Origin of the sequence: Demequina capsici, from assembly GCF_032102965.1 — a bacterium.
GTDB classification, from domain to species: domain Bacteria; phylum Actinomycetota; class Actinomycetes; order Actinomycetales; family Demequinaceae; genus Demequina; species Demequina capsici.
Genome location: NZ_CP134880.1, coordinates 2,524,114 through 2,540,544, shown reverse-complemented (window position 1 = coordinate 2,540,544; position 16,431 = coordinate 2,524,114). Strand labels below are relative to the sequence as shown.

The following is a 16,431-nucleotide window of genomic DNA, read 5'->3' as shown; positions in this document are numbered from 1 at the left end:
CCCTCAGGGAGTCTGAGACCTGGCAAAGAACGGACAGTCGGGACGAATCATCGGTCGTCGGGCCGTGTCCACCGGAAGGTGCGCATCGATACGAGCAGCCCGACGACCAGCCACGCGGCCAGGACGGTCGCGGCCATCGGGAGCTCCCATGACTGCCGGGCCTCGGCGTACATGTAGTTGTCCGGGAGGAACACCGAGCGCAGGCCCTGCGCGAGCCATTTCAGCGGGAAGATCTCGGCGAAGTGCTGCAGGAACGTCGGGATCTGCGTGTACACGAGGTACACGCCGGACGTGAACTGCAGGAGCAGGACCACGGGGGTGAGGATCGCCGATGCGGCCCGCGACGAGCGCAGGAGCGACGAGGTGGCGATGCCGAGGGTCGTCGAGGCCCCGGTGCCCAGCAGGAAGACCCAGGCGAAGGTGAGCCACTTGCCGGGGTCGGTGGGGAGCTGGGTGTCGAAGATGGCGACGCCGAGCAGGATCAGGGCGGCGATCTGCACGAGCGACACGGTGATGACCTGGAGGATCTTCCCGGCGAAGTAGGCGCTCGCCGGCAGCGGCGTGGCATGGATGCGCTTGAGCAGGTCCTCGTCCCGGTCGAGCGCGATCGACATGGCGAGCGACTGGAAGCCGGTGTAGATGATTCCCGACGCGATCATGCCGGGCAGGAAGTACTGGGCGAACGTCACGCCGTCGTCGGAGATCTCCTGACCGCCGAAGACCGAGCCGAACAGGAGCAGGAACATGATCGGGAACATGAAGATGAAGATCATCTGCTCGCGGTTGCGCGTGAACTCCTTGAGCTCGACGACGTAGCGGTTGAGCGTCATCGATGCCCAGGCGGGGGATGTCCGTGCGGTGCTCGTGGCGGTCATCGGGCGTTCTCCTCCTCGCGCGTGGCGGCGGCGTGCGCCTCACCGATCAGCGACAGGTACACGTCCTCGAGGGTGGGTCGGGTGACCTCGAGGTGCGGGATCTCTCCGGGGTGCCGTGCGAGCAGCTCGCGCAGCAGCGCCGTGGGCTCTCCCGTCAGCCGCTCGCGGGCCGTGCCGCCTTCGTTCCAGGCGACGCGCGTGTCGGAGGCGCGGGAGCGCAGGCCCGCGGGGCTGTCGAGCGCCACCAGCCTGCCGGCGGCGATGATGCCGATGCGGTCGGCCAGGTGGTCGGCCTCGTCGAGGTAGTGGGTGGTGAGCACGATCGTCGTGCCGTCGACCCTCAGCGCTTCGATGAGCTGCCAGAACTGCCGGCGCGCCTCGGGGTCGAAGCCGGTGGTCGGCTCGTCGAGGAACACCAGCTCGGGCCGGCCGACGACGGCGAGCGCCACGTCGAGGCGTCGCCGCTGCCCGCCTGACAGGGTCTGCGGCTTCGCGTCGGCCTTCTCGGTGAGGCCCACCGCGGCAAGGGTCTGGTCCACGTCGCGGGGACGCGAGTAGTAGCGGGACGTGTGGAGCAGGGCCTCGCGAGCGGTGAGCGCCGAGCGCTCCGATGTGGACTGCAGCATCACCCCGACGCGCTCGCGCCACGCGTTGTCCGCGTGGTGCGGGTCCACTCCGAGCACGGAGACGTCGCCGGACGTGCGCTTGCGGAACCCCTCGAGGATCTCGACGGTCGTCGACTTGCCTGCGCCGTTGGGGCCGAGCAGGGCGAACACCTCGCCGCGCGTGATCTCCAGGTCGACGCCGTCGACCGCGTGCAGGTCGCCGTAGTGCTTGTGCAGGTCCGAGATCCGGATCGCAGGTTCGGTCATGCCGCCGAGCCTAATGACGACCGCCGAGGTCGGCGTCCTCCTGAGGCACGACTGTGGAGGCGAGGGCCTCAGGGGAGGCCCTCGCCCGCCGGCGTCGCCTACTCCGCGAGCAGCGACTGGATCCGGCCGACGCCCTCGGCCAGGTCCGCGTCGCCGAGCGCGTAGCTGAGGCGCAGGAACCCGGAAGGACCGAACGCCTCGCCTGGCACCACGGCCACCTCGACCTCGTCGAGGATGACGCCCGCGAGGTCGGCGCTGGAGGTGATCTCCTTGCCGCGCACGGTGCGGCCGATGACGCCCTCGACCGACGGGTACGCGTAGAAGGCGCCCTTGGGGGTGGGGCAGACGACGCCGTCGATCGCGCGCAGCATCGACACCATGGTCTGGCGGCGGCGGTCGAACGCGACGCGCATCTCGTGGACCGCGTCGAGGCTTCCCTCGAGGGCGGCGATCGCCGCGCGCTGCGAGACGTTGGCGACGTTGGACGTCAGGTGCGACTGGAAGTTGCCGGCGGCCTTGATGACGTCCATGGGCCCGACCATCCAGCCCACGCGCCATCCGGTCATGGCGTAGGTCTTGGCGACGCCGTTGAGGACGATGGTCTGGTCGGCGAGCTCCGGCACGAGCCTGAGGATCGGGGAGAAGACCGCGTCCTCGTACAGCAGGTGCTCGTAGATCTCGTCGGTGATGACCCAGATGCCGTGCTCGAGCGCCCACTCGCCGATCGCCTTGGTCTGCTCGGCGGAGTAGACGGCGCCGGTCGGGTTGGACGGCGAGCAGAAGAGAAGCGCCTTGGTGGCGTCGGTCCGCGCGGCCTCGAGCTGCTCGACCGTCACCAGATAGTCCTGGTCGGCGCCTGCGAACACCTCGACGGGCGTGGCGCCAGCGAGGGAGATCGCCTCGGGGTAGGTGGTCCAGTACGGCGCGGGCAGCAGGACCTCGTCGCCCGGGTCGAGGATCGCGGCGAAGGCCTGGAAGACAGCCTGCTTGCCGCCGTTGGTCACAAGGACGCTCGCGGGGTCGATCTCGTAGCCCGAGTCGCGCAGGGTCTTGGCGGCGATCGCCTGCTTCAGCTCGGGAAGGCCGCCCGCGGGGGTGTATCGGTGGTTGCGAGGATCCCGAGCCGCGGCCACCGCCGCCTCGACGATGTAGTCGGGCGTGGGGAAGTCGGGCTCTCCCGCGCCGAATCCGATCACGGGGCGGCCCGCGGCCTTGAGGGCCTTGGCCTTGGAGTCCACGGCGAGCGTGGCGGACGGCGCGATGGCACCGAGGCGAGCAGAGACACGGCGGGCGGGAGCAGTCATGCGACCATTGTTCCACCCCTCGCGCGCGTGAGGATCCGGTCCTCCAGGCCCAGGTTCGCATCTAGAGCGGAAACCACGTACTATGGCTCCTCGGCACTTGACAGAAGCCATGATGGTCCGCGCCCTGGTGCGGGTCGGTGGTCAAGAGCCTCGGGGCCCAACCCCCGAAGGGCAGTGGCGCAATTGGTAGCGCATCGGTCTCCAAAACCGACGGTTGGGGGTTCGAGTCCCTCCTGCCCTGCGTTCAGCGGACGTGTCTTCCGCAACCCCCCACACATCACGCAAGCAAAGGACTGATCGGTGAGCGAATCCGTCGTGACCGACACCGGAGACAAGGACCCGCGGCACGAGTCGCGCGAGGGTCGCAACGTCTTCGGTCGCATCGCGCTGTTCGTGCGTCAGGTCGTGTCGCAGCTTCGTCTGGTCGTGACGCCTACGCGTCACGAGTGGATCCGTCTCATCGGCGTCGTGCTTGCGTTCGTCGCCGTGATGATGGGGCTCTCGTTCGTGCTCGATCTCGTGTTCGGCTGGGGCGTATCGAAGGTGTTCGGCGCATAGCCGGCGAGTGAAGGAGTCGAGAGAGACGTGAGTGACGACAAGATCGACGAGGCGCTGAGCGCTGCCGAGGCCGACCTGGCCGAGACCGACGCGCAGCTCGTGGACGCCGTGGAGGCCGCCGAGGAGGCCCTCGCGCCCGCCGTCGACGACGCCGAGCTCGACGACGCTCCGGTCGACGCCGTGGTGGAGGGCGACGACGACTCCGTGCCGAGCGAGCCCGAGACGCCTGCCGAGGAGGCCGCCGTTTCCGAGGTCGTCGAGGACGCGGCCCCGTCGGCTGAGGACGACCTTCGCGCCTCGCTGCGCATGCAGGAGGGCGACTGGTATGTGGTCCACAGCTACTCGGGCCACGAGAAGCGTGTGAAGCAGGCGATCGAGCACCGTCGCGAGAGCCTCAACATGGAGGACTACATCTTCCAGGTCGAGGTCCCGATGGAGGAGGTCGCCGAGATCAAGAACGGCCAGCGCAAGAAGGTCGTCCGCGTGCGGATGCCCGGATACGTGCTGGTCCGCATGTACCTCACGGACGAGTCCTGGGGCACCGTGCGCAACACGCCTGGCGTCACCGGCTTCGTCGGCCACGCGCACCAGCCGGTGCCGCTGACCATCGACGAGGTCTACAGCATGCTCGTGGGCCCCGAGTCCCAGGCCGCAGCCGAGTCCGGCGACGCACCCGCGCCGAAGCAGACCGTCGAGGTCGAGTTCGAGGTCGGCGAGTCGATCACCGTCATCGACGGTCCTTTCGCGACCCTGCCCGGCACCATCTCCGAGATCAGCGTGGAGAGCCAGAAGCTCCACGTCCTCGTCTCCATCTTCGGCCGGGAGACCCCGGTCGAGCTGTCGTTCACCCAGGTGCAGAAGCTCTAGGCGGACGACGCACGTGGCGGCGGCCAGCCGCCATCCAAGCAAGTAAAGGACCCGAAAGAACATGGCAGCCCCTAAGAAGAAGAAGGTTGCCGGCCTGATCAAGCTTCAGATCCAGGCCGGTGCCGCGAACCCTGCTCCGCCTGTCGGACCCGCACTGGGCCAGCACGGCGTGAACATCATGGAGTTCTGCAAGGCCTACAACGCGGCCACCGAGTCGCAGCGTGGCAACATCATCCCGGTGGAGATCACGGTCTACGAGGACCGCACGTTCACCTTCATCACGAAGACCCCGCCGGCGTCGCAGCTCATCAAGAAGGCTGCTGGCGTCGCCAAGGGCTCCGGCGTCCCGCACACCCAGAAGGTCGGCAAGCTGACCGACGCTCAGGTGCGCGAGATCGCTCAGGCGAAGATGGAGGACCTCAACGCGAACGACATCGACGCCGCGGCGAAGATCATCGCCGGCACCGCCCGCTCCATGGGCATCACGGTCGAGTAAGACCGCTCTCAAGACTTCTCCAGTGGGAGGGCCGCGCTGGCCCGCCACCACGACTGCAAAGGACAACGCAGATGACCAAGCGCTCCAAGGCTTTCCGCGACGCAGCCCAGCTCGTCGACCGTAGCCAGCTGTACACCCCCGCAGAGGCCGTCCGCCTCGCGATCAAGACGGGCTCCAAGAACACCGACTCGACCATCGACGTCGTGTTCAAGCTCGGCGTCGACCCGCGTCACGCCGACCAGATGGTCCGTTCCACCGTCATCCTGCCCAACGGCACCGGCAAGACCGCTCGGGTCCTGGTCTTCGCCAACGGTGACAAGGCGGATGCCGCTCGCGAGGCAGGTGCCGACATCGTCGGCGGCGACGAGCTCATCGCCGAGGTGGCCGACGGCCGCCAGGACTTCGACGTCGTCGTCGCGACGCCGGACCTGATGGGCAAGGTCGGTCGACTGGGCAAGGTGCTGGGCCCCCGTGGCCTCATGCCGAACCCCAAGACCGGAACCGTCACCATGGACGTGGCCAAGGCCGTGACCGACATCAAGGGTGGAAAGATCGAGTTCCGTGTCGACAAGCACGCGAACCTGCACTCCATCCTCGGCAAGGCTTCGTTCGGCGACGCCAAGCTGGTGGAGAACTACCAGGCGATCCTCGACGAGGTCATGCGTGTGAAGCCGTCCGCATCCAAGGGCCGCTACATCCAGAAGGCATCGATCTCCGCGACCCAGGGCCCCGGCATCCCCGTGGACGCCCTCGCGAAGCCTGAGGCGTAAGCCAAGCCTGATACCTGGCTCGATCGGGCCCGACCCCCGCAGGGGTCGGGCCCGATTTGCATCTCAGGGGATGCTCCCGTAAGGTTGGCACGCCCAAGACCGCCGGTCGTCGGGTCCGGTTCGCCGGAAACGACCGAAGCTCCGCGTGACGCGGGGACCAGCGCAGGTGAGAAAGTAGCGCCACGTGCGCGAACCCTTGGGCGGCCTTGCGGCCGCCTTTCGTGTGTTCGCCCCGTGAGAGCCACGGCCCCGCCTGCGCGGGGCCTTTCGTCGTTGTGGAGCGGGTGCCGGTGGTCACTTTCCCTGAAAGGACAACTATGGCGACGCCCGACAAGGTGGCCGCAGTCAAGGAGCTCGCGGACAAGTTCCGTGCCTCCGACGCTGTGTATCTCACCGAGTACCGCGGCCTCAGCGTCCCGCAGCTTGCGAAGCTGCGCGGTGCGCTCCGCGGCGAGGCGACCTACGTGGTCGCCAAGAACACTCTCACGGCGCTCGCGGCCAAGGATGCCGGTGTGGAGGGTCTCGACGACCTTCTCGTCGGCCCCACGGCCATTGCATTCGTCACCGGTGACCCGGTGGAGGCTGCAAAGGGTCTGAAGGCTTTTGCCAAGGAGAACGACAAGCTCGTCATCAAGGGCGGCGTTCTCGAGGGCAACCTGATCTCGGCTGACGAGGTCAAGAAGCTGGCGGACCTCGAGTCCCGCGAAGTGCTGCTGGCCAAGGCTGCAGGCGCCATGAAGGCGTCGCTCTTTGGTGCTGCATACCTGTTCCAGGCGCCGCTCGCTCAGGCAGCGCGCGCCGTCGACGCCCTGCGTGCGAAGCAGGAAGACGCGGCCTGACGGCCGCACCCCCGAAACCCACACTGCCTCACGCAGGCCAAGAGTAAGGAAACCACCATGGCTAAGCTCACCACCGAGCAGCTCATCGACGCGTTCAAGGAGCTCTCGCTCATCGAGCTCTCCGAGTTCGTGAAGGCGTTCGAGGAGACCTTCGAGGTCACCGCCGCCGCTCCGGCCGCCGTCGCCGTCGCCGCCGCCCCCGCGGAGGCCGCCGCCGAGGTCGAGGAGAAGGACGAGTTCGACGTCATCCTCGCCGCCGTCGGCGACAAGAAGATCCAGGTCATCAAGGAGGTCCGCGCGCTGACCTCCCTCGGCCTGGGCGAGGCGAAGGCTCTCGTCGACGAGGCCCCCAAGGCCGTCCTCGAGGGTGCCAAGAAGGAGGACGCCGAGAAGGCCAAGGCTCAGCTCGAGGCCGCCGGCGCCACCGTCGAGCTCAAGTAAGCTCAGCGCACTGACGCACTGAAGGTCGGGTCGTCCCCAGCGGGGCGGCCCGGCCTTCGTCGTTCGGCGGGCGTGCTGACGCGCGTCGCCCGCTCTTCCTGGGCCCTTCATCGGTGTGTCCACACGATGGGGCCACGGATCACATTTCTCAACCGAACCGCGCGCCACTCTTGACGCAGGTCCGAGCGAGGTGGACAATCGCTCGTTTCCGCGTTAGTCTAGCGACCGCGCTGTCTTTTGCCCTGCCCTCAGATGCCTACCCGGCGTGCGCCCGTCACCTGACGGAAACGCCCCGGGGTCCGGTGGAGCTGTGGCTGGACGACGTGTACACGCACGATCACCACAGGGAAGGACCCGTCCTTGGCTGCCTCGCGCACCCCTTCGGCCACCGCCATCTCCAACCGCTCCGCATCACGGCGCATCTCCTTCGCACAGCTCGCTGAGCCGATCGAGGTCCCCAACCTCATCGGTCTGCAGACCGAGTCGTTCGACTGGCTGCTCGGCAACCAGGCATGGCAGGACCGCGTCGCCGCGGCCAAGGCTGCCGGCCGCAACGACGTCCCCGAGGTCGCAGGCCTCGAGGAGATCTTCGAGGAGATCTCCCCGATCGAGGACTTCGGCCAGACCATGTCGCTGAGCTTCTCGGACCCGTACTTCGAGGAGCCGCGCCACACTCCCGAGGAGTGCAAGGAGAAGGACTTCACCTACTCCGCGCAGCTCTTCGTGACGGCCGAGTTCATGAACAACACGACCGGCGAGATCAAGTCGCAGACGGTCTTCATGGGCGACTTCCCGCTCATGTCCCCGCGCGGCACGTTCATCGTCAACGGCACCGAGCGCGTCGTCGTCTCGCAGCTGGTCCGCTCGCCCGGCGTGTACTTCGAGCGCACCCCCGACAAGACGTCCGACAAGGACATCTTCACCGCCAAGGTGATCCCGTCACGCGGCGCCTGGCTCGAGTTCGAGATCGACAAGCGTGACGCCGTCGGCGTCCGCGTCGACCGCAAGCGCAAGCAGCCCGTCACGCTGTTCCTCAAGGCGCTCGGCCTCACCGACGAGCAGATCGCCGAGGAGTTCGCCGAGTTCCCGGCCGTGCTCGAGACGCTGGCCAAGGACACCGTCCACACGCAGGAGGAGGCGCTCGTCGACCTCTACCGCAAGCTGCGTCCGGGCGAGCCCCCCACGGTCGAGGCGGGTCAGAACCTGCTCGACAACTTCTACTTCAACTCCAAGCGCTACGACCTCGCGAAGGTCGGCCGCTTCAAGCTGAACAAGAAGCTCGGCCTGTCCAAGGTCCTCGGCGACTCCACCCTGGGCATCGACGACATCGTGTCGACCGTCAAGTACATCGCCGCCGCCCACGCCGGAATGCAGAAGCTGGCGACGGCCGACGGTGAGATCACCGTCGAGACCGACGACATCGATCACTTCGGCAACCGTCGCATCCGCGCGGTCGGCGAGCTGATCCAGAACCAGATCCGCACCGGCCTCTCCCGCATGGAGCGCGTGGTCCGCGAGCGCATGACGACGCAGGACGTCGAGGCCATCACGCCGCAGACGCTCATCAACACGCGTCCCGTCGTCGCCGCGATCCGCGAGTTCTTCGGCACGTCGCAGCTGTCGCAGTTCATGGACCAGAACAACCCGCTCGCGGGCCTGACGCACAAGCGTCGTCTGTCGGCCCTGGGCCCGGGCGGTCTGTCCCGCGACCGCGCCGGCATGGAGGTCCGTGACGTCCACCCGTCGCACTACGGCCGCATGTGCCCGATCGAGACCCCTGAGGGTCCGAACATCGGTCTGATCGGCTCGCTCGCGTCGTTCGGTCGCATCAACCCGCTGGGCTTCGTCGAGACGCCGTACCGCAAGGTCGTCAAGGGCCAGGTCACCGACCAGGTCGACTACCTCACCGCGGACGACGAGGACCACTTCGTGATCGCCCAGGCGAACGCCGTGCTCGACGACGACGGCAACTTCACCGAGGACCGCGTCCTGGTGCGCGCCAAGGGTGGCGAGGTCGAGTTCGTGCAGAAGGACGCCGTGGACTACATGGACGTGTCGCCGCGCCAGATGGTGTCGGTCGCGACGGCCCTGATCCCGTTCCTCGAGCACGACGACGCGAACCGCGCCCTCATGGGTGCCAACATGCAGCGCCAGGCCGTGCCGCTCGTCCGCTCCGAGGCGCCGCTCGTCGGCACCGGCATGGAGCGTCGTGCAGCCGTCGACGCCGGTGACGTGGTCGTGGCCACCAAGCCGGGCGTCGTCACCGAGGTGAACGCCGACCTGGTCACCGTCGCCAACGACGACGGCACCACCGGCTCGTACCGCGTGGCCAAGTTCGAGCGCTCGAACCAGGGCACCAGCTACAACCAGCGCGTCGTCGTGAACGAGGGCGACGTGCTCGTCGCCGGCTCGGTCATCGCCGACGGTCCCGCCACCGACGAGGGCGACCTCGCGCTCGGACGCAACATGCTCGTCGCGTTCATGTGCTGGGAGGGTCACAACTACGAGGACGCGATCATCCTGTCGCAGCGCCTCGTGCAGGACGACGTCCTCTCCTCGATCCACATCGAGGAGCACGAGGTCGACGCCCGTGACACCAAGCTCGGCCCGGAGGAGATCACCCGCGACATCCCGAACGCCTCCGAGGAGGTGCTCGCAGACCTCGACGAGCGTGGCATCGTCCGCATCGGCGCCGAGGTCCGCGCAGGCGACATCCTCGTCGGCAAGGTCACCCCGAAGGGTGAGACCGAGCTGACCCCCGAGGAGCGCCTGCTCCGCGCGATCTTCGGTGAGAAGGCGCGCGAGGTCCGCGACACGTCCCTCAAGGTCCCCCACGGCGAGACCGGCACCGTCATCGGCGTCCGCGTGTTCACCGAGGAGGACGGCGACGACCTGCCCGCCGGCGTGAACCAGCTGGTCCGCGTCTACATCGCGCAGCGCCGCAAGATCCAGGAGGGCGACAAGCTCGCCGGCCGCCACGGCAACAAGGGCGTCATCTCGACGATCCTGCCGGTGGAGGACATGCCGTTCCTCGCGGACGGCACGCCGGTCGACGTCATCCTCAACCCGCTCGGCGTCCCCGGCCGTATGAACGTCGGCCAGGTGCTCGAGACGCACTCGGGCTGGCTCGCCAAGAACGGCTGGGACGCGACCGAGGCCACGGGCGAGTGGACCAAGCACCTGCCGGACAACGCGCGCAAGGCGGAGCCGGGCAACCCGATCGCCACGCCGGTGTTCGACGGTCTGCACGAGGACGTCCTCAACGGTCTGCGTGAGCACATCAACCCGAACCGCGACGGCGACCGCCTGGTCGGCCCGGATGGCAAGGCTCAGCTCTTCGACGGCCGCTCCGGCGAGCCGTTCCCCGAGCCGATCACCGTGGGCTACAAGTACATCCTGAAGCTCCACCACCTGGTGGACGACAAGATCCACGCCCGCTCCACCGGCCCGTACTCGATGATCACCCAGCAGCCGCTCGGTGGTAAGGCGCAGTTCGGTGGCCAGCGCTTCGGTGAGATGGAGGTGTGGGCGCTCGAGGCATACGGCGCGGCCTACGCCCTGCAGGAGCTCCTGACCATCAAGTCCGACGACGTCACCGGTCGTGTCAAGGTCTACGAGGCCATCGTCAAGGGGCAGAACATCCCCGAGCCGGGCCTTCCCGAGTCCTTCCGCGTGCTGATGAAGGAGATGCAGTCGCTCTGCCTGAACGTCGAGGTCCTGAGCCACGACGGCTCCGTGATCGAGATGCGCGAGACCGATGAGGACGCGTATCAGGCAGCCGAGTCGCTCGGCATCTCCCTGTCCAGCCGCCCCGACGCCTCGAGCGTCGACGAGATCTGACTTTCGAGAGGTAAGGAATAGACAGTGCTCGACGTCAACGAGTTCGGCGACCTCCGCATCGGTCTTGCCACCGCGGAGCAGATCCGCGAGTGGTCCCACGGCGAGGTCAAGAAGCCCGAGACCATCAACTACCGCACCCTGAAGCCGGAGAAGGACGGACTCTTCTGCGAGAAGATCTTCGGCCCCACCCGTGACTGGGAGTGCGGCTGCGGCAAGTACAAGCGTGTCCGCTACCGCGGCATCGTCTGCGAGCGATGCGGCGTGGAGGTCACCCGTTCCAAGGTGCGTCGCGAGCGCATGGGCCACATCGAGCTGGCCGCGCCCGTCACCCACATCTGGTACTTCAAGGGCGTCCCGTCGCGCCTCGGCTACCTGCTGGACCTGGCTCCGAAGGACCTTGAGAAGGTCATCTACTTCGCCGCCTACATGGTCACGTCGGTGGACGAGGACGGCCGCCACGAGGACCTTCCCCAGCTCCGCAACGAGCTGGAGAAGGAGAAGAAGTTCATCGCGAACCAGCGCGACGTGGACATCAACAACCGCGCCGAGAAGCTCGAGAAGGACATCGCCGAGCTCGAGGCCGAGGGTGCCAAGGCCGACGTGAAGCGCAAGGTCAAGGACGGCGCCGAGCGCGAGATGGCCAACCTGCGCAAGCGCGCGGACGCCGAGATCGAGCGCCTCGACGCCGTGTTCGACCGCTTCGCGAGCCTCAAGGTCCAGGACCTCGAGGGCGACGAGCTGCTCTACCGTGAGCTCTCGCGCCGCTACGGCTCGTACTTCAAGGGCTCCATGGGCGCCGAGGCCATCCAGCAGCGTCTGAAGGACTTCGACCTCGAGGCCGAGGCCGAGCTGCTGCGCGACATCATCGCCAACGGCAAGGGCCAGCGGAAGACCCGCGCGCTCAAGCGCCTCAAGGTGGTCAACGCCTTCCTCACGACCACCAACTCGCCTGTCGGCATGGTGCTGGACGCGGTCCCGGTCATCCCGCCGGACCTGCGCCCGATGGTCCAGCTGGACGGTGGCCGCTTCGCGACCTCCGACCTCAACGACCTGTACCGCCGCGTGATCAACCGCAACAACCGCCTCAAGCGCCTGCTCGACCTCGGTGCCCCCGAGATCATCGTGAACAACGAGAAGCGCATGCTGCAGGAGGCCGTGGACGCGCTGTTCGACAACGGCCGTCGTGGTCGCCCCGTCACGGGCCCCGGCAACCGTCCGCTGAAGTCGATCTCCGACATGCTCAAGGGCAAGCAGGGTCGCTTCCGTCAGAACCTGCTCGGCAAGCGTGTCGACTACTCGGGCCGCTCGGTCATCGTGGTCGGCCCCAAGCTGAAGCTGCACCAGTGCGGTCTGCCCAAGCAGATGGCGCTCGAGCTGTTCAAGCCGTTCGTGATGAAGCGCCTCGTGGAGCTCAACCACGCGCAGAACATCAAGTCGGCCAAGCGCATGGTCGAGCGTTCGCGTTCCGAGGTGTGGGACGTGCTCGAGGAGGTCATCCGCGAGCACCCCGTGCTGCTGAACCGTGCGCCCACCCTGCACCGTCTGGGCATCCAGGCGTTCGAGCCCCAGCTGGTCGAGGGCAAGGCCATCCACCTGCACCCGCTCGTCTGCGGCGCGTTCAACGCCGACTTCGACGGTGACCAGATGGCCGTGCACCTGCCCCTGTCCGCAGAGGCGCAGGCCGAGGCCCGCATCCTGATGCTCTCGAGCAACAACATCCTGAAGCCGTCGGACGGTCGCCCCGTGACCATGCCGTCGCAGGACATGATCATCGGCCTCTATCACCTCTCGCTGCTCAAGCCGGGCTCGAAGGGCGAGGGCCGTGTGTTCGCCAACGAGGCGGAGGCGCTCATGGCGCTCGACGCTGGCGACATCACCCTCAACTCGCAGATCCAGCTCCGCGTCGACGGCGACACCGTCCCGCCGCGCGGCTGGGTGGCGCCCGAGGGCCATGTCGATGGCGAGCCGTTCATGCTCGAGACGACCCTGGGCCGCTCGCTCTTCAACGGCCTGCTCCCGGTGTCGTACCCCTACGTCAACCGCAACGTCGACAAGAAGGTGCTGGGCGACATCGTCAACACCCTTGCCGAGCGGTACCCGAAGGTGGAGGTCGCCGCCTCGCTCGACGCCCTCAAGTCGTCCGGCTTCTACTGGGCGACCCGTTCGGGCGTGTCGATCGCCATCGGCGACGTCGCGACGCCTCCCACCAAGCAGGCCATCCTGGAGCGCTACGAGGCTCAGGCCGAGAAGGTCCAGGACCAGTTCGACACCGGTCTGATCACGGACGACGAGCGCCGTCAGGAGCTCATCGAGATCTGGACCCAGGCCACCAACGAGGTCGACCGCGAGATGCGTGCGTCCTTCCCGGAGTACAACACCGTCCACACCATGGTCGGCTCCGGTGCGCGTGGTAACTGGATGCAGGTCCGTCAGATCGCCGGTATGCGTGGCCTCGTGGCGAACCCGAAGGGTGAGATCATCCCGCGTCCGATCAAGTCGAACTACCGCGAGGGCCTGTCCGTCCTCGAGTACTTCATCGCGACGCACGGTGCCCGTAAGGGTCTGGCCGACACCGCTCTCCGTACCGCAGACTCGGGCTACCTGACCCGTCGTCTGGTGGACGTCTCCCAGGACGTCATCGTCCGCGAGGACGACTGCGGCACCGAGCGTGGCCTGGTCATGCCCATCGCCCAGACGCTTCCCGGCGGAGAGCGGGTCAAGCACGACCGCGTGGAGACCTCGGTCTTCGCCCGGACGCTCGCGACCGACGTGCTCGACAAGGACGGCAACGTCGTGGCGACCGCCGCCTCGGACATCGGCGACGTCCTCATCGACGCGCTGATCGCCTCGGGCGTGGACGAGGTCAAGGTCCGTTCGGTCCTGACCTGTGAGTCCGCTGTCGGCACCTGCGCCAAGTGCTACGGCCGCTCGCTCGCGACCCGCGAGCTGGTGGACATCGGTGAGGCTGTCGGCATCATCGCCGCCCAGTCCATCGGCGAGCCCGGCACCCAGCTGACGATGCGTACGTTCCACACCGGTGGTGTGGCGTCCGCGGACGACATCACGCAGGGTCTGCCGCGTGTCCAGGAGCTCTTCGAGGCCCGTACCCCCAAGGGTGAGGCCCCGATCTCCGAGGTCACCGGTGTGCTCCGCGTGGACGACTCCGAGGCCACCCGCCGCCTGGTCGTCACGCCCGACAACGGCGACGAGCCGATCGAGTACCCCGTCACCAAGCGTTCGCGCCTGCTGGTCCAGGACGGCGAGTCCGTCGTGGTCGGTCAGCAGCTCGTCGCCGGTGCCGTGGACCCGAAGAACGTCCTGCGCATCCTCGGCCCGCGTGCCGCTCAGAAGCACCTGGTGGACGAGGTGCAGAACGTGTACCGCTCGCAGGGTGTGGAGATCCACGACAAGCACATCGAGGTCATCGTCCGTCAGATGCTCCGTCGCGTGACGGTGCTCGACTCGGGCGACGCCCCGCTGCTGCCGGGTGAGCTCGTCGAGCGCGCCCGCTTCGAGCAGGCGAACCGTGCCACGGTGGTCGCTGGCGGCAAGCCCGCCTCGGCCCGTCCGGAGCTCATGGGCATCACGAAGGCGTCGCTCGCGACCGACTCGTGGCTGTCTGCGGCCTCCTTCCAGGAGACGACGCGTGTCCTCACCGAGGCGGCGATGTCCGGCAAGTCGGACCCGCTGATCGGTCTGAAGGAGAACGTCATCCTCGGAAAGCTGATCCCCGCCGGCACCGGTCTGCAGCAGTACCGGACGGCGACGGTGGAGCCCACCGAGGACGCGAAGGCCAGCCTGTTCCCGACCTTCGGGTACGAGGAGTGGGACGGTCAGTACTTCTCGGAGGGCACCGGCGAGGCCGTGCGCCTCGAGGAGTTCGACATCCCGCGCGACTAGTCGCAACCCGCGTCGAGGGCCCGGTCACCGCAAGGTGGCCGGGCCCTCGTGCGTACGGGGTGGCCGGCTTGATCGCCGCCTCCCGGTGCGCGCGCTAGGTGTCCTGGCTGTCGGCCTGCCCCGCCGTGGGGTCCGCCTCGCGGCGTCCGCGTCGGCGTTTCACCAGGCTCCCGGTGCCATAGACGAGCAGACTCAGCAGGGCCAGCGCGCCGACAAGGACCAGTAGCACGGACAGCAGCGGCACACCCACCATGATCAACGAGAACAGAGCCGACTCAGGCGGATGCTCGTCCCAGTCATCGGTCACGTCGCGGCTCGCGGCAGGTGCGGTGGGGGACGCCGGCGACGCGGAGACGGTGGGCGCCGTCGGCGCTGGGTGCTCGGCCTCCCACTGGGCCTCGAGGATCGCGCTCGCGACCCTCTCTTGCGTGGGGCCGTTCGCGGAGCTCGCACCGAGGAAGGGATTCGTGCTCGTGTACTGATGCGGGTCGTCCGCGCGCATGGCCGCCAGGCTGACCACGCCATACCCCGCGTCGCCGTTGCGGCCCCGCTGCACGCCCGACGACGTGGACGCAAGCATCGACTGCAGGATCTGTCCATGGCTGGCCTCGGGATGCGCTTCGATGGCGAGTGCGAGCTCGCCCGCGAGGACCGCGGCGGCATACGACGCGTCGTCGACGATGCTGAGATCCTCCCAACCTGACGCGTCACCCTGCGCGAGCAGGTGGAGCCCCGGGGCGACGACGTCGGTGGCGGCACCGCCGGACGCGGGGGAGACCTGCCCATCGGGTCCGTATGCGCCGACGGTGACGACTCCGTTGCTGGCCGCGGGGAAGGCGTGCGTGGCGTCGTCCGCTCCTGCGGCGGGTGCGAGCACGATCGCGTCGGCGACGTACGCGTCGATCAACGCCTGCTCGGGGTTGGTGGTCACCGAGGGCGCGACGACGATGATGTCGGCGCTGCTCGCCGCAGCCGCCGTGATGGCCGCCGCCACCGCATCACTGGAGGCGTCCCCGGTCCCGAAGCGGTCATAGCAGCCGGCGTCGGCGCCGCGCGCCGAGTAGAACAGGATCACGGCGCCTGGCGCGATGCCCTGTATGCCGGCCTGGTCGGCATCGCCCGTGCCGTCGCCGGCGATGAGGGAGACCATGGTGGTGCCGTGAAGGGCCCGGGCCGGGTCGTCGCTGCGGGCCCGCAGCGAGGCGCCGTCGCTGTCGGCGCAGAACGACTCTCCGCGCACCTGACGGACGTTTCCGAGTGTCGGCACCTCGGTGTTGATCGCGTCGTCGATGACTGCGATCACGACGCCCGAGCCGTCGATGCCCTGGGAGTGCAGGTCCGCGATGTGGAGGTCGTCGAGGTACCACTGCCCGTCGGCGGCCTCCGCCGTCGCGGGCGGCGCAGCCGCCCACTGGGACCAGCATGCGAGCAGCAGCGGTGTCGCCGCAGCGCGAGCGCGCCGCACGACGTTCACGACTCCACCCGCGGGTCGGCACAGCGCGCCACGTCCGGACTCCTTCGCCCCCTCGACGGTAGTCGGACGTCTCCGCTGGTATACCCCGGCGCGAGTCCCAGGCCCCCCTTGGACCCCGTCACCTCCACACGTTAGCGGCGGGCCGAGCGCGTGACAACGCTCCCCGCGAAGCTCAGGCGGGCGGCGACCGCCCTC

At 68.1% G+C, this 16,431-nt stretch carries 12 protein-coding genes and 1 tRNA gene; 9 read left to right on the top strand and 4 right to left on the bottom strand.

What is annotated here, in order from left to right:
* Positions 1–47: 47 nt before the first annotated feature.
* The 3 genes from RN607_RS12110 to RN607_RS12100 form a co-directional block, all read right to left on the bottom strand.
* Positions 48–875 carry an ABC transporter permease gene (locus tag RN607_RS12110; protein WP_313497544.1) on the bottom strand — a complete coding sequence of 276 codons (828 nt, stop codon included), beginning with the start codon at positions 873–875 and terminating at the stop codon, positions 48–50.
* Positions 872–1,747, bottom strand: coding sequence for an ABC transporter ATP-binding protein (locus tag RN607_RS12105; RefSeq protein WP_313497542.1), 876 nt, complete (start codon positions 1,745–1,747; stop codon positions 872–874). The genes RN607_RS12110 and RN607_RS12105 overlap by 4 nt, the downstream gene beginning before the upstream one ends.
* Positions 1,748–1,845: 98 nt before the next feature.
* Positions 1,846–3,051, bottom strand: a complete 1,206-nt coding sequence (locus RN607_RS12100; RefSeq protein WP_313497540.1) for a pyridoxal phosphate-dependent aminotransferase — start codon at positions 3,049–3,051, stop codon at positions 1,846–1,848.
* 168 nt (positions 3,052–3,219) lie between these two features.
* Here RN607_RS12100 and RN607_RS12095 point away from each other — a divergent pair.
* The 9 genes from RN607_RS12095 (at position 3,220) to RN607_RS12055 (ending at position 14,762) form a co-directional block, all read left to right on the top strand.
* Positions 3,220–3,292, top strand: a tRNA-Trp gene (locus tag RN607_RS12095).
* 59 nt (positions 3,293–3,351) lie between these two features.
* Positions 3,352–3,609 (top strand): preprotein translocase subunit SecE, encoded by a 258-nt coding sequence (gene secE / locus RN607_RS12090; protein WP_313497539.1) that lies wholly within the window; start codon positions 3,352–3,354, stop codon positions 3,607–3,609.
* A gap of 27 nt (positions 3,610–3,636) precedes the next feature.
* Entirely contained in the window at positions 3,637–4,476 is an 840-nt protein-coding gene (nusG, locus tag RN607_RS12085; RefSeq protein WP_313497537.1) for a transcription termination/antitermination protein NusG, read from the top strand.
* A gap of 61 nt (positions 4,477–4,537) precedes the next feature.
* On the top strand, positions 4,538–4,972 hold the full coding sequence (gene rplK, locus RN607_RS12080; protein WP_313497534.1) for a 50S ribosomal protein L11: 435 nt from the start codon (positions 4,538–4,540) through the stop codon (positions 4,970–4,972).
* Between the two features lie 71 nt (positions 4,973–5,043).
* Positions 5,044–5,742 carry a 50S ribosomal protein L1 gene (rplA, locus tag RN607_RS12075; protein ID WP_313497533.1) on the top strand — a complete coding sequence of 233 codons (699 nt, stop codon included), beginning with the start codon at positions 5,044–5,046 and terminating at the stop codon, positions 5,740–5,742.
* Positions 5,743–6,059: 317 nt separating this feature from the next.
* Entirely contained in the window at positions 6,060–6,581 is a 522-nt protein-coding gene (gene rplJ, locus RN607_RS12070; RefSeq protein ID WP_313497531.1) for a 50S ribosomal protein L10, read from the top strand.
* A gap of 57 nt (positions 6,582–6,638) precedes the next feature.
* A complete protein-coding gene (gene rplL / locus RN607_RS12065) occupies positions 6,639–7,022 on the top strand; it encodes a 50S ribosomal protein L7/L12 (RefSeq protein WP_313497529.1) in 384 nt (127 codons plus the stop codon).
* Positions 7,023–7,382: 360 nt separating this feature from the next.
* Positions 7,383–10,862, top strand: a complete 3,480-nt coding sequence (rpoB, locus tag RN607_RS12060) for a DNA-directed RNA polymerase subunit beta (RefSeq protein ID WP_313497527.1) — start codon at positions 7,383–7,385, stop codon at positions 10,860–10,862.
* 24 nt (positions 10,863–10,886) lie between these two features.
* A complete protein-coding gene (locus RN607_RS12055) occupies positions 10,887–14,762 on the top strand; it encodes a DNA-directed RNA polymerase subunit beta' (RefSeq protein WP_313542829.1) in 3,876 nt (1,291 codons plus the stop codon).
* A gap of 94 nt (positions 14,763–14,856) precedes the next feature.
* Here the strand turns inward: RN607_RS12055 and RN607_RS12050 are convergent, their stop codons facing one another.
* Positions 14,857–16,236 carry a S8 family serine peptidase gene (locus RN607_RS12050; protein WP_313542827.1) on the bottom strand — a complete coding sequence of 460 codons (1,380 nt, stop codon included), beginning with the start codon at positions 16,234–16,236 and terminating at the stop codon, positions 14,857–14,859.
* Positions 16,237–16,431: the final 195 nt, after the last annotated feature.